Raw genomic sequence first — 18,646 nt, forward strand, 5'->3', positions numbered from 1 at the left:
CCCCGGACGGATAAATCTCGCTTCCAACTAGAATTTGATTGGACCGGAACCGGGGACCCTTCGGCTTATTTATCCGTCCCTGCGGCGATTCAGTTTATGGGGTCCCTGCTTCCTGGGGGGTGGCCTGAATTAATGTCAAGAAACCATCAGCTAGTGTTGTCTGCAAGGCAGATGCTGTGCGAAACCCTGGGAGTCGAAATCCCAGCGCCCTCAGACTTAATTGGATCAATGGCTTGTATTCCGATTACCGATGGATCCGCTGACGAATTACATGATGAACTGTTCGATCGCCATCAGATTGAATTACAGGTGATGCCTTGGCCGAAATCACCCCACCGGGTCATCCGAATTTCGGCTCAGATTTACAATACTTTCGAGCAATATCAAGAGTTGGCGGCAGTGTTGCAGTAGGTGCTAGGGTAAAAACATTTCTTCTGCAAACTGTTGAAACTGGTCTTGTCGCCATTTGACATCGAGATTGCGATCGCTTTTTACCTCTAGAACTCGAATACCCGACCGGGGTAATGGGTTTAACAGCGATTCTAATTGATGCCAAGAGTCAATCATCTGATGTTCGATATCATAGCCAGCACATAACCGGGCAAAATTGATGTTTTGCGGAGTTGCAAAAAACTCGGTGAACGGCGGGTCAAATTTGGCAATGGGTAACATTCCAAAGATGCCACCGCCGTTATTATTGATTAAAATTATTGTTAAATGACCTTGAAAATATTGGCGGATTAAAAACCCATTTGTGTCATGTAATAGGGCTAAATCTCCGGTTAACATGACGCTACTTTGATGACGATGGGCGATACCTAATGCAGTGGATAATGTTCCGTCAATGCCATTTGCGCCTCGGTTGACGAAGGGTTGGATATGGCGGTTGCCCGGTTTCCAGAAATATTCCATATCTCGGACGGGCATACTATTAGCAATAAATAGGGGGGTTTCTGGAGGTAAATGTTGGGAAATCAGCCAGACGACTTTGGGCTCGATGAGGTCGGAAATGGATGCCATTGTGGTATCAATTGCCTCCCGAGTATGACGTTCGCTGTTGCACCACTGTTGCAGATAGGGGGTGGGGGGAGGATTGGTTTCAACCGGGTTTAAGGGGGTAGCTAGGGAGGCGATCGCCATTCGTAAGGGAATCGTGCGGCCATGTAGCGGGTCGAGGTTGCGATCGCTATCGGTGACCAAAAAGGTTAAAGGTTGGGTGGTTTCTAACCAACTGCGAAGGGTTTTGCTGGTGGGTAATTCACCGATTTGAATCGCCATTTCTGGGGTAAGGTTTTCGGCAATTTGGGAATTTCTGAGGATAAAATCATAAGTTGAAATTAAATAAGGATTAAGGTCGGCATAATTGCGGAGGGGGGATAAACCTTCGGCAAGAACCGGCCAATTTAAGGTTTTAGAGAGATGGCCGATCGCCTGACAATAGTCTCTCGAATTTTGAGGTTGGGCGACACCAGCAATAATAATTCCCCGTTGGCAATTTTGCCACTGGTGGAGGGGGAATGGGGGAGATGGGGAGGATAGGGGAAATTGGGGATAGAGGGAAAGATGGGTAAAGAATTCTTCGGTTTGAAAGGTTGCTGCTAAATGGGCGGCTTTAGGTTCCGGTAAAGGGGCTAATGGATCGCGAAAGGGAAGATTCAAATGGACGGGACCGGGAACGGGAAATAAGGTTTTTTCCCAAGCGTAAATCAAGGTTTGGCGGAGATAGCGCAGTTGTTTTAGTTCTAAAGATGGAGTGGCTAATTCCGTTTGCCAGTTGGGATAATGTCCATAAAGTTTAATTTGGTCAATGGTTTGACCTGAATGACAATCGCGCAGTTCTGGGGGTCGGTCTGCGGTTAAAATTAATAAGGGAACACGACTTTCCCTCGCTTCAATAATCGCGGGATAAAAATTTGCCCCGGCGGTTCCCGAGGTACAAACTAAGACAACAGGTTTGCCCGTTTGTTTGGCTTGTCCTAATGCAAAAAAACTGGCCGATCGCTCATCTAAAATCGGGATAGCTTCGACATGGGGATGACTGGCAAAGGCAACAGTTAAAGGGGTAGAACGGGAACCGGGACAGACGATAGCAGTGGTTAATCCAAGGCGTTGGAATGTCTCGACTAAAATAGAAGCCCAGACGGTGTTAGTATTGCGGAAATCTATTGGCATTCTGGATGGTTTAGCGAATCCTGATGGTCCCGGTAATTGAGTTTAAACTAACGCTTTTAACAGGGTTTTGAGTTTAAGTTGAACTTCGGCTAATTCTTTATCTGGGTCGGACCCTGCGACAATTCCAGCCCCGGCATACAATCGGGCGCGATCGCCTTCAATTAAAGCAGACCGAATGCCCACAATAAATTCACAATTACCATAGCCATCAATCCAGCCTAATGGGGCCGCATATAAGCCGCGATCGAAGGCTTCATACCGGCGAATTTCTTGACAAGCAGTATCTCGGGGAACCCCAGCAACTGCCGGGGTGGGATGGAGGTCGGCTAGAATGTCTAAGGGATGAATTCCTGGGGGTAAGGTGGCTTGAATTGGGGTCCATAGATGTTGAATATTTGACAATTGTAATAACAACAATTGCGGGGTGACGTTCGGAGTTAGCCCTAAACGAGTCAGGCGATCGCAGATAAAATCAATCACCACTCGATGTTCATGAATTTCTTTCTCGCTGGATAACAGCAGTTTGGCTAATTCTGCATCTTCGGCTGAGGTTTTACCTCGCGGGGCAGAACCGGCTAAAGCATCGGTGATTAATTGATGATTATAAATAGCCAGCAAGCGTTCAGGACTGGCCCCGATGAAATTAGTACCTCCGCCATTCCCGGTAGCAAAGGTGTAGCAATCGGGGTAGAGTAGGCGTAAATTATTCAGGGATTTGACTAAGTTGATGGGACGGAGGAAGTTTAAATCAATGGCATCGGCTAAAACAATTTTATTTAAAGTTTTGTTGTTAATCCTGTTTAGGGCTGAGTAAACGGATTTTCTAAAATTGGCAGTGGGTTTAAAGTCGTGTTTTTGTAAAGATTGGTTAGGAAAATTTACCGGGTCTAGCCAGCGAGAATTGGCCCAGCGAATCTGGGTGAGTTTATTACATAAATCTTGATGTAAGGCTTTAATATTATCCCGGGGGGATAGGGAAAAGTTGGCGACAAACACCGAACGGTTTTGGCATCGGGCGACTTGCCACCGGGGTAATAAAACCGTGGCGCAGGGAAAGGCCGATTCCGGGGGGCGGAGGTCGTCAAAAAAGGTAAAGTTACAAAAAAAGTGCGGTCCGGCAAAGGGGAGGTCCGTGGCCCCGGTGGTAATGGTATTCGCCAGACAGGATTGGATAAAGGTTTGCGCTTTAACAAATCTGGCGGAACCCGAGGGGACATGAAAGGTGATTGCGGCCCCGATCGCCGCGATCGCTTCCCCTTTATTGCCATTTTCAAAGTAAAAATGTGGGTCCTCGGGTTGGGCGATCGCCTGCAAAACCGCTAAGGGGTCCAGGGGGGGAAGTTCCAGGGATAAGGTGGCAATCTGGGGGCATTCTTTCTCAACGGATACCTGCTGACAAGCGACAAGGAACTGATAAAGATCCTTGCGGTCTGGCTTCATGTTGGTATCAGACGGTACAACTAGCATGGAGGAAAGGATGGCTTCTTGGGCTGGTTGGGGGAACTAGCCCCCGGTTTACGGAGGGTACCCTCAAAAGTACCTCCTATCTATCTAACCATCGCACGGTTCCCACGGACACGCGCACTTGATGGGGACATCTACCCGGTAAAATAGATCCCGCATTCTCAGCATTGTATGTCACTGAGGGATTCACAGGGGGTTCGATGAAGTTGCCAGCAGGCCCTAGGGTGCCATTTTTTCTGCAAGGATTACAAATGATTGCTAATCCAGTCGCCTATCTGGAAAGGAATGCGACGCGCTATGGTGACCCTTTCACCCTGCATTTATTGGGGGGAAACTCTCCCCCGGTGGTGTTTGGCATGAACCCTGGGGAACGAGCTCACCAACTTGAACTCCTGATTGAACCGTTTTTAGAGTCGGTGAACTCTACCCTCAACTCGGTGCAATTTTTTTGGAATCCGTTACAGCAAGATTTGGGTCCCTGGAGTCCTTGGGGGAAATTTCTGCGCCAACAGCGGCAAATTGACGAGTTAATTTATGCCGAAATCCGCGATCGCCGGGGTCAAACTGATGGCAGTGATGTCCTTTCCATGCTGATGTCAGCGCAAGATGAAGCGGGAGAGGGGATGGGAGATGCGGAATTGCGCGATTAGTTGATTACCCTGCTATTGTTGGGTCATGATACGACAGCATCGGCCCTGACTTGGGCGTTTTATTGGATTCATCAGGACCCCCAGGTGCGATCGCAGTTGGTGGCGGAACTGGATAGTCTGGGCAGAAATCCGGACCCGATGGCAGTGGCACAATTGCCCTTTTTAACTTTGTCCCTTCCTCTAATTTTCAACTGGTGGTGAAAAAGGGGCGATCGGCTGTTTTGTCGGCAGCAAGGCGATAGGACTCTATTCCAGGGGGCGATTCGCTTTCTCGCCCCTACATAATATAGCGGTTCGGTGGACTCATTATGTATTCTCTAAAAGCCCCTCTCCCCCCTTGGGAGAGGGGTTTGGGGTGAGGGCTGTACCGGATATCCATGAGAACCGCTATATTTTTAATTCTTAATTTTTATTTCATCCTCTGAGACTTTTCTATCCGCCATCGTAAAATGATGGGGCTGGTTGGAAGAATAATAGGAAGAATCAATGACAACTCAGACCATTCAGCCCTCGAATTACAAGTTATGGTTAGCGGCCATTAAACCTCCCATGTATAGTGTGGCAATTATGCCAATTTTGGTAGGAACTGCGGTGGCTTGGTATGAGCATCATTCCCTGAACTGGTCGATATTTTCTACCTTTATAAGTTCGGCCATTTTAATTTTGGCTTGGGAAAATATTAGCAATGATGTGTTTGATTCGGACACGGGAATTGACAAAAAAAAGCATCACTCTTTAGTGAATTTAACCGGCAATAAATCTTTGATTTTTTGGGCGGGAAACTTGTGTTTAGCCCTGGGTATTTTAGGAATAGGGGCAGTTTGTTGGTGGCAACAAGATTTAACAGTCCTGGGATTAATTCTGCTTTGTTGTTTCTTGGGCTATATGTATCAGGGTCCCCCATTTCGACTGGGTTATCAAGGATTGGGGGAATTTCTCTGTTTTTTTGCCTTTGGTCCTTTGGGAGTTTCGGCAGCTTATTATAGTCAAGTACAGAGTTGGTCTAGCCTGAGTTTATTGGCGTCAATTGTGGTAGGAATTGCGACAACGTTGGTGTTATTTTGTTCCCATTTTCACCAAGTGGAGGATGATTTAGCTGCCGGAAAGCGATCGCCTTTGGTTCGCATGGGGACTCACCGAGGGGCTCAACTCTTACCCTGGTTTTGTGGGAGTATTTTCGCAATCACCGGCGTTTTGGTGACGATGGGTAGCTTCCCAGTTTGGACGTTACTCAGTTTTGCTGGATTGCCTTCGAGTCTGAAACTCTGCCGTCATGTTGCCACTTATCATGACAGTCCCGAAAAAGTGAGTAATTGCAAATTTATTGCCATTGCGGTTCATTTTTGGAGTGGGTTATTGTTAGGAGTCGGATTTATTCTCTAAGGATATTTCCCAGGCATCAAATTTTTAAATAGGGGTGGGGGACGGTTTTGCCGTTCCCTTCATTACGATAAAAATGTTCAGTTTGTATGAGTTTCATTATAAAATTTTCAGAAATCCCCAAAACCCGGTTATTCTATTTTTGCATGGGTTTATGGGGAGGGGTGAGAACTTTTCTGAAGTGATTGAGAAATTATCCGATAAATTTTGCTGTGTGACGGTTGATTTACCGGGACATGGTAAAACTCAGATTCTGGGGGGAGATGAATGTTATCAAATGTCAAATACTGCCCAGGCATTAATTGAGTTATTGGATGAGTTAAGGATTTCCCAATGTTATTTACTGGGATATTCAATGGGCGGGCGATTGGCGTTGTATTTAACAATGCATTTCCCGGAACGTTTTGAAAAAGTGATTTTAGAATCTGCTTCACCGGGTTTGCTGTCTGCCGAGGGGCGATCGCAACGTCGTCATCGGGATGCAATTCTCGCCCAACAATTGGAAACTGGCAATTTTTACTCATTTTTAAGCCAATGGTATCAGCAACCCTTATTTGATTCGGTTCGCCATCATCCCAACTTCGATCGCCTCTTCCAGAATCGCTTGCAAAATCAACCCAAACCCTTAGCAATTTCCCTTCGACAGATGGGAAGCGGCAGTCAACCCTCCCTCTGGGAACTGCTACCGTCTCATCCCGTTCCCCTACTGTTACTCGGGGGAGAATGGGATAACAAATTTCAAGAAATTAATCACAAAATTACCCAAGTCTGTCCCGTTGCCCAACTGGAAATTATCCCCGATAGCGGGCATACGATCCATTGGGAAAATCCCTGGGCATATTTCAAATCAGTGATAAAATTCTTTTCAGGTTAGGGCGATCGCCCCTTCATGAGGAGGGGTTCGATGAAACGGATGGGATGGCTGTCTCCCACTAGCTGATAATTTCCTCCCTCTTTCATGGCAACGGCATCGTATGAATTATAAATTCGAGTTTCGTCCCTATCAACGCAAGTTTAAACGCCCTCTGCAAACCAGTCATGGGATTTGGGAAATTCGGGAGGGAATTATTCTGCGCCTAACTACGGATAATGGAAAGATCGGGTTTGGTGAAATTGCACCCATCGGATGGTTTGGTTCAGAAACGTTCTTAGAAGCCTTAGACTATTGTCGTAATCTGCCTAATGTAATTAGCGATCGCACGATTTTTTCCATTCCCCCTAACTTACCCGCTTGTCAATTTGGCTTAGAATCAGCATGGGAATCTGCTACGTTAAAAACTCAGTTCAAATCGGCATTTTCGGAAGACAAAACTCCCGCCTCAAAATCAAACCATAGCGGATTGTTACCCGGGGGAGAAGGGGCTTTACTCGGGCGTCAAATCCTTTGGATGCAAGGATATCGGACTTTTAAATGGAAAATTGGCGTCTTGCCATTCCAGCGGGAACTTCGGATTTTGCAGGAACTGGTTCTCGCCTTGCAGCAAGGGACTTGCGATCCACCTGTTTCCCTCCGCCTTGATGCCAATGGAGGACTGAGTTTAGCAGAAGCTGAAGAATGGCTGAAAATCTGTGATCAACTCGGGGGAATCATTGAATATCTGGAACAACCTCTGCCGGTGACGGAGTTGCAGGCGATGGTGGGGTTGGGACCGCGCTTTTCAACGGCGATCGCTTTAGATGAATCCGTCGCCACTTTGCCACAAATGCAATCTGTCTATCGCCAAGGGTGGCGGGGAATTTATGTGATTAAACCCTGTATCGCCGGTTCTCCTTCGGAATTGCGGCAATTTTGCAATTCTCACCAGATTGATGCGGTTTTTTCTTCGGTATTTGAGACAAAAATTGGGAGAAAGATGGCTTTAAAATTGGCAACTGAAATTAAAAATTCTAGCCATCGCGCCACCGGGTTTGGGGTGGACCATTTATTGGAATCAGACAAAATTTTAGAACTTTTATGGTAGATTTTTTTTATGCAACATTTCCCCCAGTTAAGCCTAAAACTATCCCAACTCAGCCTCCCTCCCTAGACTGGCAAAAATCGGATTTGATAGCCTGGATGGAAGCAGAAACCGCGAATTTAGGGACAACTGCCTTAGAGCTTTTTTCCCAGTTAATCCAGCCTAAAATTCCCCCGACTCTGTTACTGGCGGAACGAGACCCAGTAAGATTTTTAGCCGGTTTTATTGCAGCAGTTGCAGCAGATTGTCCCCTGTTTTTAGGCAATCCCAACTGGGTTGATAGCGAATGGCAGTCAGCAATCCAACAGATTCAACCGGACCGAATTTGGCATCAGGGACAGGACTTTCCTGGAAATGCTTGTCAAAATCCGCCCAATACTATCCCCGTGGGAATTATGATTCCCACGGGGGGTTCCTCGGGTCAAATCCGCTTTGCCATTCATACTTGGGAAACTTTAATGGCATCGGTGGTTGGATTTACACAGTATTTCCAACTCGCTACGGTTAACTCCTGCTGTGTGTTACCCCTATTCCATGTCAGCGGTTTGATGCAATTTCTCCGGTCTTTCACCACCGGAGGAAGGTTCATAAATCTTCCTTTTTATCAAACAATTGTAGAGCAAACGGCTGACAAAATCAACCCGACAGACTTTTTTATTTCCCTGGTTCCCACTCAATTAAATAGACTCCTAGAAACTCCCGAATCTGCTGATTATTTAGCCCGGTTTCAGACGGTTTTGTTGGGAGGTGCACCGGCATGGCCGGAATTATTGTCACGGGCGAGACAATCCCATATTCGGCTTTCTCCTACCTACGGTATGACGGAAACTGCCTCCCAAATTGCTACCCTCAAACCGGCGGAGTTTCTGTCAGGCAATCAAAGTTGTGGGCGACTGTTGCCTCATGCCAAAATTACCATTACCAATTCCGCAGGAAAATCGTTAGAAGTCGGTAAAACAGGGATGATTACCATCCAAGCTGATTCTCTGGCAAAGGGTTATTATCCTGGGGAAAATTTAGCCTTGACTTTAAATAGGTTTCAATCTGATGATTTGGGGTTTATCGATGAAGCGGGGTATTTAACCGTGGTGGGACGCCACAGCGATAAAATTATTAGTGGGGGTGAAAATATTTATCCGGCAGAAGTGGAGGCGGCCATTCTCGGGACGGGTTTGGTGGAAGATGTCTGTGCGATCGCCGTCCCCGATCGCGATTGGGGCCAGGTGGTGACAGCGGTTTACGTTCCCAAGGGTGTAGTCGAGTCCGAGGCGATCGCCTCGTTACTCACCACTACCCTATCACCCTTTAAACGTCCGAAATATTGGGTAAAAGTAGACAATTTACCTCGGAACAATCGCGGAAAAATCTCTCGCCGTCTCGTTGAAGAACTGGTTGTAATTCAACTCCAACCTCAGTTGAAACGGCAAAAGGAAACCCATTTAAAACTCAATATTCGGGTTTCCAAGGGAGATTAAATTGTTTTTTGAATCAATGGAATTCTCTTAACCTTCCCGCATCAAATGGGGAAATTCCATGTGATAAACCTGTTCCCACAGATACTTGACATAAGACTGATTGGACGGGACAATTCTGCGATGGTAGGCTAAATCCGCCGCCGCCCGGTCTAAAATTCGCACATCAATCGGGTTGAGTCGTTGCCGTCTTTTACTCGAACTGAGTAACCAGACAATTTGAAACATCGTTTCCGGGGCAGCAGTGGTGTTCGGATTTGACCAGGCCCTTGCTAACGGCTGACTCTCGTTGCTTTCGTTAATCCGATCGGTCCGGTCCCAATAGCCTAATTGCCGAATCTGTTCGTAAAGTTCTTGTTCTATTTTCATTATTTCTAAGTGTTCTACCAGGAAAGTATTGTGGGCGCTCAGGTGAGTCCACGTTGTTCTTATTGAGATATAGTTATAATATTAAACTTTGCTTAAAACAGTATTAAGATTTACAAATTTTTGTAAAATTTTAAAATTTTTACCCTCAGTCGGACCAAACCTCGATCCAGTGAATCATTTCGGGAGTGAGGGATTGGCGGGTTCGGGTTTGGGGATCAATGGAAACGTGGTGAGTTCGCGCTTTTGCCAGGGGCTGTTCTTTAGGCATTGAGGCAGCCTGGATCAAGTAGGTAATTTCAAAGCGATCGCCACTGAGGGATCGCGGGGTCAGGGCGATCGCCACTTCCTCCCCACAAAACAGGGGCTGAAAAAAGTCAATACTGGCATGAACAATCGGAATAGCGACCCTGGGATTATTAAAAAAAGTTCGTAACTCTATTCCCGTCCCTGCCAGTGATGCTTCATACGCTTCATGGCAGATGGAGAGAAGATTGGCAAAATAGACGACGCCAGCAGCATCAGTATCTGCAAAGCGAATTGTGCGAGAGTAGGAAAAAGGCATAGGCTGTTTAACCGAACGAGTTGGAATCCACAATAGCCGATCGCCGTCCCAGTCTTCCTATAGCGATCGTTGCCGGATTTATGCCCTCTCCTACTCCCCTCTCCTTGTAGGCCGCCTTATGTTGGGGGAGAGGTCTTATTCCACAACTGATTTAGGGTCGCTACATGGGGAATTTCTTTCTTTAGATGGGGTGATTTACAGTTAGCAAACTCATCAAGAAACCATCAATCTAATTCGAGCTTTTCTAGGTTTACCGCAGCACAATTTATTCAACGGATCAGAAAGTCAGTCGTGTTCCGGTGTTTAACGTCACGACTTGCTGTCGTTACCGGCTGTATGCTGCTAAAAAGCGATTCCAACCTCCTGGGGTAGTAGATTAACGAAATTTAAACATCCAGGGATAATTGAGACCCGGATTTTCTGATATAATAAAACCCAAAAAAATGAGTATATTAGGAATCTATGTCTGCAAAAAAAGAAACAACTACGCTAATTATCGCCCTGGCGATCGCCCTCGGGTTGATGGGTGCATCCGTCTGGTGGCTGACCAAAGAGTTAGATTGGGGAAGACGATTCCTGAGTGACACCCAAAATTCCACCTCGTCCACAGAAACAGTCAATCCCCAAGGAGACTCTCACCCCGAAACCTTGGCAGAAGTCCAGAACGTTCCGAGGGGATTATTTAGTCACGGGGGGAGTAGCACTTGGGTCTCAATTCGAGTCGCCGTAGACCCTGCAATTCAAACAGTTTGGCCACAGTTTCAACTCCGCTATACCGACCCAGCTAGAGGTGCACCGAGTTCGGGAACCGGGATTCAAATGTTATTAGATAATCAACTCACCTTTGCGATGTCGGCTAGACCCATTTCCGATGCCGAATATCAAAAAGCGAGGGATAGAGGGTTTACCCTGAAAGAAATTCCCGTCGCCATTGATGGGATTGCCGTAGTTGTCCATCCCTCTTTACCGATTTCTGGAATTACGATGGACCAATTTGATGCAATTTATGCTGGAGAAATTACTAATTGGAATGAAGTAGGTGGACCGGATTTGAGAATTCAACCTTATGGCAAAATCGACCGAGACCCGGAAGATACTAACATTATTTTAACCTCAACTACCACCGAAGCGTTAAGGGGAGTTAGCTCAAATCTTGGGGGAATTTATTGGGCTTCGGCACCCTTACTGGTGTCTCAGTGCATGGTAAAACCCTTGTCGATTGGACGGACGAGTAATAACTTTGTCGCGCCTTATAAATTGCCCTTTGTTCCCTTGTCGGAATGTCCTCAGCGGCGCAATGAAGTCAATTTAGACGTATTTAGAACTGGGGAATATCCGTGGAGTCGCCGATTGGTGGTGGTGGTGAAAGAAAATGGGCAAATTGACCAACAAGCGGGGGAAACTTATGCCCGCTTTTTGTTGACAGAACAAGGGCAAGATTTAATTCGGAAAGCGGGATTTGTGAGTTTACGATAAAATGTAAGTCGATAGAAAACGGATTGTGATTTTTATTGATGAAATTGATAGGGTGTTGAGCGTTAATGAATTTTTGGAAGACTTTTTTGCCTGGATTGGGAGGGCGATCGTCTGGAACTTGGAACTGGATGATTTACTGCGTCAGGGTTGCCAGTTATTGGGCGATCGGTCAATCCCCCATTCCATCAACCCAACCCTCCTCAAACGCTGTTCTTAAGGGCAACTCGAAGCCGTCGCCCATTTGATGCTAAAATTTGCGATGACCTGCACTCTGTCAGAGTCCCAGGCAAATCCCATTTAACCCCTACCCCCTGACAGCAACCTCCAATGCCCTGGTTTGCCAAAATAGAAGAAGGAACCGTCGATAAACCCACCTTCGATCGCTACGTTCCCGCCCATAAAGCCTACGTCGAAGATTTAATCGCCAAAGGACATCACGCCAAAACCGGCTACTGGCAACGACGCGGAGGGGGAATGCTGCTGTTTGAGGCAGAGTCAATGGAGGAAGCCCAGCAGATCGTCGCTGAGGACCCTCTCGTCAAGCATGGCTGCGTCAAGTACGACCTATATCAGTGGTGTATCGTCGTGGAATAAGCCATTGCCGCCACAAAATTAAAAAATATTCCGCCACCCCCTAGACAAGAATCGGACAACCATGATATAGTTTTAAATGACCTGGACCCATGCGGTCATAACGCCCAAACTTTGTCAGGACCGGAAGGTAGCAGCAATACGGGATGCTTGTGACAGGCGTGGTATCCGGGTCACTTTTTTTTTAGTGCCGTTTTATTGTGGTCACTCGGTCTGTATTAGCCTTATCCTAGAAGCAGTAACCTCAGCGACTAAGGAGCAATACTGCCTATGCCTGGTTTCGGTGATATGGTACAGAAGGCGTTTTATCTCGGAGTCGGAATAGCGTCTTATGCGGGCGAAAAAGCCACGGGAAAACTAGCCGAAGTGCGGGACCAAGCCCAAAAACTTGCCGATGAAATGGTCGAACGGGGCGAAATGAGCACCGACGAAGCACGTCGCTTTGTCGAAGACATAATGAGACAGGGCCAGCAGCAAATCAAGCAGCCCCAATCTGAACAGACAACGCCACGAGAACCCCGGCGCATTGAAATCCTAGAAGACGATGAAGAACCCGCCCCGGAGAAACCTCCGGAGGTCAATAACCTGCGCGATCAGGTACAATCGTTACAGGATGAACTGCGGCGACTCCAGGATGAATAGAGATTGCTTCCGGAAATCATTAGGCAAAGGGTTATGGAAGATTGGCCGAAAGAATTTTTCACAATGTTAGAGACAATAGGACAAGAAGTGGATCGCTTTTTTGAAGAAGTGACGGAAGAAGTTGAGGAATTCGTCGATATTCTGGGCAGGTTTTCTTCAGACATGATGGAACTGTCTGAGGAATTCACAGAAGAATTACAAACGACTATTTTTACTGAACTTGACCAATATTTGGAGGAGTTAGTTGATCCATTTTTTGACCTATATTTAGGACTAGATGAATTTCCAACGGACACGAATGGGTTTGTGTCATCTGTGGAACCCACAGCGGAAAAACATTCAGCCTGTATCGGCTGTAAAAACTATCACGGTCAGGTCTATAGCGGGAATTTACTGGTTTGTGGGATGCATCCTTATGGTTGGGAAGCTGGAGGCGACTGTCCCGATTGGGAGTCCTAACTCGGATAAATAACAGGAGGCGCGGCGATCGCGCCTTTTGTGTTTTTTTGGGGGGTTTTAGAACGTTTGGGGGGGGCGATCGCCTCTCGCCGAAACCCCGGGGCGATCGCCTGTAATTTGACCTCAAAGCAATTAATTTAATAAACTGGAAAGATAGACTTTTTAATTCATCCTATTTTCCTAAACCATTATACCAATTAGTTAAAATAGATGACCGAATATGTTTACCTCTCTCCTCAATTAAAAACTCTGCCATCCTCTTGACTTCAACCTTACTTTTATGTCCTGTCTGGACCATTTCCGTGAGTAGACTCAGGGTTCTGATGTAAGCAATTCCATATTCTTGTCAGATTTTCACCACTAAATTATCATCACTGGCACATAATAATAATAGATGACGGGCCGAAACCAGAGTTGAGCGATCGGCTTCACTCAGCAACAGTGCTTTGTTGCCAAACTCCAGAAAACTAACAAACATTTCTTCAGTTTCTAAAGGAAGCGGGATTAAGTATTTTTTCGCCGTCTCTCGTGTACTCTGTTCGAGATGATCCGAATCTAAAACTTCTTGAGCAATATACAAGGGCTGATAGTGTTGTTGCAGCCACTCCCACTCGTCAAGATAGCGAAAGTCAATCAAGGCGGTAGCGTCGAGAATCGTGCCGTTACGGGATAGCATACACCTCAGCCTCTCGACGACGAACTCCCAGTTCTTCAAGGGTGATATTCAGCAGTTCGGCGGCTTTGAGTTCTGAGATATTCCCCCGATTTAAGGCTTGCCAGATGAGTTCTTGATACCGTTCATTTTCTGGAAATTCTTCTGGCTTTAAGGTGGGAGGTAACTCGATGGAATTGCTCAAGGATAAGCCATTTCGCTGTTTATAAATCTTGCGAATCTTGGCGAGTTCACGCCCATAATCGATGCGGCCCATATCCGATAACCGCTTTAAAATGACTTGATAGCTAACTCGAAAATGCTGTTTGAGTTTGATTAAGTTGGGGCTAATTTGATAAAACCGCTCAAATTCTGTTTGGGGAACCAGTAAATGTCCGGCAAAATAATTAGCCACTGCTTCCCGGGCTTCTTCCTCCGCTTTATTCCCCGGTTCTATGAGGGATTGTTGATATTCATCTCGATGGAAAATTAAATGCCCAATTTCATGGGCTAGAGTAAAGACTTGCCGTTCAATCGAAATATTATGGGTATTGATTAAAACAAAAGCACCTTGAGCAAAGCTGCAGGCACTTAACCCAAAAAAGCCTTTGATTATAATGGGTTGGCGGAGGACTTTTAACCCCAATTCCTCTACTGCCACAAATAAATTGAGAATGGGGGTTTCCCCTAATCCCAAGGTCCGGCGAAACCGGGCTGCTGTTGCCTGAATTAGTGCTTCATTGCCTGGTAATTGATGGCAGGAATGGGTTTCTGGGGCATAAACGGGGATGCCTGCTGCGGCTTCTAAGGCATGATACGTCTCCAGCATCCGTCGCACTTGAGTCGCAAATTGCGGTTGTTTGTCAAAGCCAGCATGGGCGCGAAGCCGAAAGGGGGTGACAGGGCTAAATTCTGGGCGCAGCAAGTCATCCAGGGTGACGCCCAAGGTGCGACCAAGGGCTGATAAGGTTTTACTATCGGGTAAAGTTTTGGCGTTTTCGTAGTTATTGATGCTTTGGCGAGTGATGCTGACAAGGTTGGCAAGTTGTTCTTGAGATAAGCCTACAGCTTTGCGGTAGCGGGTGAGGTTGCCTGCGATCGTCTCCTTCATGGTTTGAGTCTCCAGGTCTGGGGGTCAGGGTTTGTCAAAGTTGATTTTAAAATCTATCCCTATTATAGGGAAAACCTGTCAAAGCATTTTGACAAAACCTGAGTTTCCTGAATATAACGAACAAACCCAACAGATTATGAGTTTGCCCTTCTTCTGTCGCTACTGCACTATTCCTGAATGATGGGAGTATTCATCTGTACCGCTTCCCCACTGACTTGGACGGGAGGACGTAAGGCTAAATAAAATGCCGGTCCTAATAAGGGAATTAAGGCGACTATCCAAAATATCATGGGACTGTTTAAACCGCGTCGCGCCATGTCATCGGCGAGTACGGTAGGAAAGAGGAGGCAAAGCAGGCAAAAGTCTAATGTCATGACGTGAATAAATCGGCTGGTTTGCCACTGTTCGATGTAATCAGTCCAATTTCCTTGGGTGATGCCATATCCGAGTAAGATGAGGGCTGATAAGGCGGCGATCGCCCCGAAAATTCGCGAGTCTATTAATTTTAAAAACCCGTTTTTCTCTCCGTAAAAAGTGGGGTTAGACTGGCGCAGGGCGAGATAGGGTAACAAGGCAAATGCACCAACTCCAAAGGAAATAGTGACAAACGGCCATGCCGGTATTTTTTGTCCTTTTCCATCTAAAAATAGCACGGCGCTATAGATAAACGGCCATACTCCCATAATATTAAACAGGGCGATAATCAGAGGGTTGATTCCCTCCCATTCTCCGGTTACTAGGTTTTTAATTAAATTAAAGGTTGCCGTGGGGTTATCCGGGGGTGCAAATCCAAAGGCATAAACGATTAATCCAATCCATATCAATCCAAAGCCGAGTTTTATCATACGGGTTTTGCCAATTCTTTTAGCTTTCTAATCTATGGTATCAAATGTTAATGAGGCTGAGTTGGATTTAGCACAATTTTCAGCCGTTGCGAAAATCGATGAACGTCTGATAATAGGCATCGGGCATTCCTGTATCAAAACATTTTCCCTTGATTTGATAGCCATACATTCCTTCGGCTTGCCGCACTTGTTCGAGGCAAGTGGTGAGCTGAAATTCTCCTTTTTCTCGGAGATTATTGCGGATATTGGCTTCGAGAAAGTCAAATATTGTGGGAGTAAGGGCGTAAATTCCAAAGATGGTTAAGAAGCGATCGCCCGTTAATCCTTCCACTTTTAGGTGTTGCCTCGCATAGTTTAAATCCGGCTTTTCACAGACTTGGGTGAGGGATAAAATTTCATCGTTATTTTGCCAATTTCCCGTCACGCAACCACAGTGATAAATTTTTTCCCCAGGGGTGACGGTGAGGGCAACGGTACTTTTTCCGACCCGGTTATAAATTTCCACCAGTTGGCTAGCACAAGAAACATCGGTATCTGACAAATAAACATGATCCCCTAAAAACAGCAGGAACGGTTCATCATTTACCCAGTCTTTGGCGCAAAACACCGCATGACCATACCCTTCCTGAACCTCCTGAATTAACAGGGTAATTTTTTCGCCCAAGTCTTGTAAATACTGGCTATAAGCTTGATTTTCGGGGGAAAGTTTGTGATAATGAATCGCGTTTAAAGGGGTTTTGAAGAAACTCTCAAAAATTTGACAGTCCCCCGGTTGCACGATAATCGCCACCTCTTCGATTCCGGCACTGATGGCTTCTTCCACAATGGCTAAAATTGTGGGTTTCACTCGACCGTTACCGTCGATAATTGGCAACAATTCTTTTTTGACTGCTTTCGTGGCTGGAAACAAGCGCGTGCCAAATCCGGCGGCGGGAATAATTGCTTTGCGAATCGGATGATTTGAGTTTTTCATATTAAAATGGTTCAAAAAAGGCTATCAAGTCTCCCGGGTAAGACTGAACTAGACAGGTTGCGGAAATATCCCCCTATTTTATTCTATGACTTCAGAGGAAGAGGAGGAAATCACCAGTTTCAGACATTGCATTTGTGGAAAATCCCGTTTAATCAGTTCAATAATTTGCTGTTGATTCTCTTGATTTTTCACAAGAAATTGTGCGGTTCCATCTCCTTGAGACCCGACGCCTTTTCCCCCAAAAATTAAGATTTGCAGCGGAGGATATTTGAGAAGCGAGTGCAGAACGGGGGCGGTTAATTGGGAGGGACAGGCCCGAATTAAATGGCGGTCAAATTCGGTCTGGGCTTGTTTCATTAAGGCCCCGAGGGACTCTGCATCGCCTTGTTCTAGGGTTGTGGCGGCTTCCTGGGTAATTCTGGCGCTAATTTCTCCTAAATATTTATGAACGCCTTGCTTAATTTCATTGGTGGCAAAGGGATAGCATTGATTGAGAATACTGAGAATTTCATGGGTGTTTTTAGAGGCGGCTAAATCGACAATTACAAAAAATAAGTTTTGGGAAGTTTTGAGTTCTATAATATTAATGTGTTGTCCATCAAAAACCATCATTACGGGGCGGTTTCCGTAGGCACAACTTTGGTCAAGGCGACCACAGCGAGATGGGGTAGTAATTTCACCTTGATAGGCTAACTCCATTTCACCGCGAAGGGTTAATTTTAATTCGTACAACTGATTGAAGGAACGGGCGACGAGGACGGAGATAGCTGCACTTGAGGCTAATCCTTTTTGAATGGGTAAATCGGTTTTATAGTTATCAATTTCTACCCCTTGGACCTGATAAAGGGTCAATGCTTGATAGGCAACTCCTGCGGCGTAACTAAAAAAACCACCCTTTTTCGCTTCTGCCAGCAATAGTTCTCGTTCCATCGGAATTTGTAACAATTCTTTACGAGTGCCATCGGTGAGACAGGAGTGAAGAATCAGGTGGGTGGGATGGGGTTTAACTTCGGCATAAATACCTTGATTGGTGCCGACACTGAGGGTGTATCCTTTTTGGAGAGCGGGATTGATACTTCGATATCCTCCGGACCAATCACTGTGTTCTCCAAATAAGCAAAGACGACCTGGAACAAACATTTTCATCGATTTTTTGAATGGGGTGCAAAACCCGAGTTATAAAAATCACCGGCAATGGGATAATTGTAGGATGTTTGGATGGGTTTGGCAAAATCGACGAACTTTGATTGAATGAACTGGACTTAAGTCAAGTCAGGTGCATGATTTTCAAGGGGTCAGTCTAATGATACCATTAATGCATTGATTGCGTTATGGCAATCAAATGAAATCCCGCCGATCGCATATTGGCGATTAAAACTTTACACTGGTTATGTTCAGCAATTCAATCTGCCAGGATTTAAAATAGCAGGAGATCGCTTCAACAGTTGTTCGGTATTTCTCAGACGGGTATTTGCTCAAATAACGACTCTTAAAAAATGTTATTAAACTGGGTAGGTTCTATCAGGAATTTTTCAATAAATTGAGCCGAGTCAGGAACATCTCAACCGATCAGTGAGATGAGCTTCAGGAACGATCGCCTTTCGTGAGTGTTACCCTTCCCCAGAAAGGCGATCGCGGCAACCGCCTCTTACCAGGGACTACCGATTAGAGTAAACCCGGCCCAAAAGTAAGGGTGAGCTAAATTTTCCCCCGTCAATTGAGCCAATTCTTCGGGGAGGGTAAGTATCCCCTGCGTGCTGACTAGGTTGCCGTCTTCTAGGCGCACTTCTCCTCTAAGCATGGCAAGTTGTGCCTGCCGTAGCGCGTCTGCTTTGAGTATTGATCGCGAGTTTTCGTCGTCGGTTTTGAA

21 protein-coding genes, 1 other RNA gene and 1 pseudogene are annotated in these 18,646 nt (G+C 46.0%); 13 read left to right on the forward strand and 10 right to left on the reverse strand.

Features of this window, described 5'->3' with window-relative positions:
* A pseudogene (locus J0895_RS02005) lies at window positions 1–411 on the forward strand (aminotransferase class V-fold PLP-dependent enzyme); the annotation flags it as partial.
* 3 nt (window positions 412–414) lie between these two features.
* Here the strand turns inward: J0895_RS02005 and menD are convergent.
* Together menD and J0895_RS02015 are read right to left on the reverse strand one after the other, a co-directional pair.
* Window positions 415–2,172, reverse strand: coding sequence for a 2-succinyl-5-enolpyruvyl-6-hydroxy-3-cyclohexene-1-carboxylic-acid synthase (gene menD, locus J0895_RS02010; RefSeq protein WP_207086472.1), 1,758 nt, complete (start codon window positions 2,170–2,172; stop codon window positions 415–417).
* Window positions 2,173–2,214: 42 nt separating this feature from the next.
* The gene (locus J0895_RS02015; protein WP_207086473.1) at window positions 2,215–3,639 is read right to left on the reverse strand and encodes an isochorismate synthase; all 1,425 of its coding nucleotides are present in this window, start codon (window positions 3,637–3,639) and stop codon (window positions 2,215–2,217) included.
* Between the two features lie 197 nt (window positions 3,640–3,836).
* Between J0895_RS02015 and J0895_RS02020 the strand changes: the two genes are divergently transcribed.
* The 6 genes from J0895_RS02020 to J0895_RS02040 all read left to right on the forward strand — a co-directional run bounded on the left by J0895_RS02020 (window position 3,837) and on the right by J0895_RS02040 (window position 9,099).
* Window positions 3,837–4,286: a cytochrome P450 family protein gene (locus tag J0895_RS02020; RefSeq protein ID WP_242540986.1), complete on the forward strand. Its 450-nt coding sequence runs from the start codon at window positions 3,837–3,839 to the stop codon at window positions 4,284–4,286.
* A complete protein-coding gene (locus J0895_RS25590; RefSeq protein WP_242540987.1) occupies window positions 4,287–4,487 on the forward strand; it encodes a cytochrome P450 in 201 nt (66 codons plus the stop codon). It abuts the gene before it with no gap.
* 285 nt (window positions 4,488–4,772) lie between these two features.
* Complete coding sequence (gene menA / locus J0895_RS02025; protein WP_207086474.1) at window positions 4,773–5,669, forward strand: 2-carboxy-1,4-naphthoquinone phytyltransferase; 897 nt, start codon at window positions 4,773–4,775, stop codon at window positions 5,667–5,669.
* A gap of 73 nt (window positions 5,670–5,742) precedes the next feature.
* On the forward strand, window positions 5,743–6,540 hold the full coding sequence (menH, locus tag J0895_RS02030; protein ID WP_242540988.1) for a 2-succinyl-6-hydroxy-2,4-cyclohexadiene-1-carboxylate synthase: 798 nt from the start codon (window positions 5,743–5,745) through the stop codon (window positions 6,538–6,540).
* Between the two features lie 100 nt (window positions 6,541–6,640).
* Window positions 6,641–7,627, forward strand: coding sequence for an o-succinylbenzoate synthase (locus J0895_RS02035; protein ID WP_207086475.1), 987 nt, complete (start codon window positions 6,641–6,643; stop codon window positions 7,625–7,627).
* Window positions 7,621–9,099, forward strand: a complete 1,479-nt coding sequence (locus tag J0895_RS02040) for a 2-succinylbenzoate--CoA ligase (RefSeq protein ID WP_207086476.1) — start codon at window positions 7,621–7,623, stop codon at window positions 9,097–9,099. Before J0895_RS02035 ends, J0895_RS02040 begins: the two co-directional genes overlap by 7 nt.
* Window positions 9,100–9,126: 27 nt before the next feature.
* Here the strand turns inward: J0895_RS02040 and J0895_RS02045 are convergent, their stop codons facing one another.
* Window positions 9,127–9,465 (reverse strand): hypothetical protein, encoded by a 339-nt coding sequence (locus J0895_RS02045; protein WP_207086477.1) that lies wholly within the window; start codon window positions 9,463–9,465, stop codon window positions 9,127–9,129.
* Window positions 9,466–9,610: 145 nt separating this feature from the next.
* Complete coding sequence (locus J0895_RS02050; RefSeq protein WP_207086478.1) at window positions 9,611–10,027, reverse strand: acyl-CoA thioesterase; 417 nt, start codon at window positions 10,025–10,027, stop codon at window positions 9,611–9,613.
* Window positions 10,028–10,489: 462 nt separating this feature from the next.
* Here J0895_RS02050 and J0895_RS02055 point away from each other — a divergent pair, with 462 nt between their 5' ends.
* The 6 genes from J0895_RS02055 to J0895_RS02080 all read left to right on the forward strand — a co-directional run bounded on the left by J0895_RS02055 (window position 10,490) and on the right by J0895_RS02080 (window position 13,195).
* Entirely contained in the window at window positions 10,490–11,503 is a 1,014-nt protein-coding gene (locus J0895_RS02055; RefSeq protein ID WP_207086479.1) for a PstS family phosphate ABC transporter substrate-binding protein, read from the forward strand.
* A gap of 25 nt (window positions 11,504–11,528) precedes the next feature.
* Window positions 11,529–11,720 (forward strand): hypothetical protein, encoded by a 192-nt coding sequence (locus J0895_RS02060; protein WP_207086480.1) that lies wholly within the window; start codon window positions 11,529–11,531, stop codon window positions 11,718–11,720.
* Window positions 11,721–11,830: 110 nt separating this feature from the next.
* On the forward strand, window positions 11,831–12,097 hold the full coding sequence (locus J0895_RS02065; RefSeq protein ID WP_207086481.1) for a YciI family protein: 267 nt from the start codon (window positions 11,831–11,833) through the stop codon (window positions 12,095–12,097).
* 78 nt (window positions 12,098–12,175) lie between these two features.
* An RNA gene (ffs, locus tag J0895_RS02070) (signal recognition particle sRNA small type) lies at window positions 12,176–12,272 on the forward strand.
* Window positions 12,273–12,364: 92 nt separating this feature from the next.
* Window positions 12,365–12,736: a phasin family protein gene (locus tag J0895_RS02075; RefSeq protein WP_207086482.1), complete on the forward strand. Its 372-nt coding sequence runs from the start codon at window positions 12,365–12,367 to the stop codon at window positions 12,734–12,736.
* 63 nt (window positions 12,737–12,799) lie between these two features.
* Entirely contained in the window at window positions 12,800–13,195 is a 396-nt protein-coding gene (locus J0895_RS02080; RefSeq protein WP_242540989.1) for a hypothetical protein, read from the forward strand.
* Between the two features lie 346 nt (window positions 13,196–13,541).
* Here J0895_RS02080 and J0895_RS02085 read toward each other — a convergent pair whose 3' ends face one another.
* The 6 genes from J0895_RS02085 to J0895_RS02110 form a co-directional block, all read right to left on the reverse strand.
* Entirely contained in the window at window positions 13,542–13,871 is a 330-nt protein-coding gene (locus tag J0895_RS02085; RefSeq protein ID WP_242540990.1) for a hypothetical protein, read from the reverse strand.
* On the reverse strand, window positions 13,858–14,958 hold the full coding sequence (locus tag J0895_RS02090) for an XRE family transcriptional regulator (RefSeq protein WP_207086484.1): 1,101 nt from the start codon (window positions 14,956–14,958) through the stop codon (window positions 13,858–13,860). The genes J0895_RS02085 and J0895_RS02090 overlap by 14 nt, the downstream gene beginning before the upstream one ends.
* 167 nt (window positions 14,959–15,125) lie before the next feature.
* The gene (locus J0895_RS02095; RefSeq protein WP_207086485.1) at window positions 15,126–15,803 is read right to left on the reverse strand and encodes a DUF2834 domain-containing protein; all 678 of its coding nucleotides are present in this window, start codon (window positions 15,801–15,803) and stop codon (window positions 15,126–15,128) included.
* 79 nt (window positions 15,804–15,882) lie between these two features.
* Window positions 15,883–16,776 carry a sugar phosphate nucleotidyltransferase gene (locus tag J0895_RS02100; protein WP_207086486.1) on the reverse strand — a complete coding sequence of 298 codons (894 nt, stop codon included), beginning with the start codon at window positions 16,774–16,776 and terminating at the stop codon, window positions 15,883–15,885.
* A 78-nt stretch (window positions 16,777–16,854) separates the two neighbouring features.
* Window positions 16,855–17,922 carry a mevalonate kinase family protein gene (locus tag J0895_RS02105; RefSeq protein ID WP_207086487.1) on the reverse strand — a complete coding sequence of 356 codons (1,068 nt, stop codon included), beginning with the start codon at window positions 17,920–17,922 and terminating at the stop codon, window positions 16,855–16,857.
* A gap of 502 nt (window positions 17,923–18,424) precedes the next feature.
* Window positions 18,425–18,646, reverse strand: a 222-nt coding sequence (locus tag J0895_RS02110; protein ID WP_207086488.1) for a CHAT domain-containing protein, incomplete at its 5' end; no start/stop codon positions are given.

Origin of the sequence: Phormidium pseudopriestleyi FRX01, assembly GCF_017313335.1 — a bacterium.
Lineage (GTDB): Bacteria > Cyanobacteriota > Cyanobacteriia > Cyanobacteriales > Laspinemataceae > Laspinema > Laspinema pseudopriestleyi.

Excerpts from the sequence above, each read along its gene's own strand:
- J0895_RS02045 (WP_207086477.1), bottom strand. The coding sequence starts at position 9,465 with ATGAAAATAGAACAAGAACTTTACGAACAGATTCGGCAATTAGGCTAT.
- J0895_RS02015 (WP_207086473.1), bottom strand. The coding sequence starts at position 3,639 with ATGCTAGTTGTACCGTCTGATACCAACATGAAGCCAGACCGCAAGGAT.
- menD (WP_207086472.1), bottom strand. The coding sequence starts at position 2,172 with ATGCCAATAGATTTCCGCAATACTAACACCGTCTGGGCTTCTATTTTA.
- J0895_RS02105 (WP_207086487.1), bottom strand. The coding sequence starts at position 17,922 with ATGAAAATGTTTGTTCCAGGTCGTCTTTGCTTATTTGGAGAACACAGT.
- J0895_RS02095 (WP_207086485.1), bottom strand. The coding sequence starts at position 15,803 with ATGATAAAACTCGGCTTTGGATTGATATGGATTGGATTAATCGTTTAT.
- J0895_RS02100 (WP_207086486.1), bottom strand. The coding sequence starts at position 16,776 with ATGAAAAACTCAAATCATCCGATTCGCAAAGCAATTATTCCCGCCGCC.
- J0895_RS02090 (WP_207086484.1), bottom strand. The coding sequence starts at position 14,958 with ATGAAGGAGACGATCGCAGGCAACCTCACCCGCTACCGCAAAGCTGTA.
- menA (WP_207086474.1), top strand. The coding sequence starts at position 4,773 with ATGACAACTCAGACCATTCAGCCCTCGAATTACAAGTTATGGTTAGCG.
- J0895_RS02075 (WP_207086482.1), top strand. The coding sequence starts at position 12,365 with ATGCCTGGTTTCGGTGATATGGTACAGAAGGCGTTTTATCTCGGAGTC.
- J0895_RS02065 (WP_207086481.1), top strand. The coding sequence starts at position 11,831 with ATGCCCTGGTTTGCCAAAATAGAAGAAGGAACCGTCGATAAACCCACC.
- J0895_RS02050 (WP_207086478.1), bottom strand. The coding sequence starts at position 10,027 with ATGCCTTTTTCCTACTCTCGCACAATTCGCTTTGCAGATACTGATGCT.
- J0895_RS02035 (WP_207086475.1), top strand. The coding sequence starts at position 6,641 with ATGAATTATAAATTCGAGTTTCGTCCCTATCAACGCAAGTTTAAACGC.
- J0895_RS02055 (WP_207086479.1), top strand. The coding sequence starts at position 10,490 with ATGTCTGCAAAAAAAGAAACAACTACGCTAATTATCGCCCTGGCGATC.
- J0895_RS02080 (WP_242540989.1), top strand. The coding sequence starts at position 12,800 with ATGTTAGAGACAATAGGACAAGAAGTGGATCGCTTTTTTGAAGAAGTG.
- menH (WP_242540988.1), top strand. The coding sequence starts at position 5,743 with ATGTTCAGTTTGTATGAGTTTCATTATAAAATTTTCAGAAATCCCCAA.
- J0895_RS02040 (WP_207086476.1), top strand. The coding sequence starts at position 7,621 with ATGGTAGATTTTTTTTATGCAACATTTCCCCCAGTTAAGCCTAAAACT.
- J0895_RS02085 (WP_242540990.1), bottom strand. The coding sequence starts at position 13,871 with ATGCTATCCCGTAACGGCACGATTCTCGACGCTACCGCCTTGATTGAC.
- J0895_RS02020 (WP_242540986.1), top strand. The coding sequence starts at position 3,837 with ATGAAGTTGCCAGCAGGCCCTAGGGTGCCATTTTTTCTGCAAGGATTA.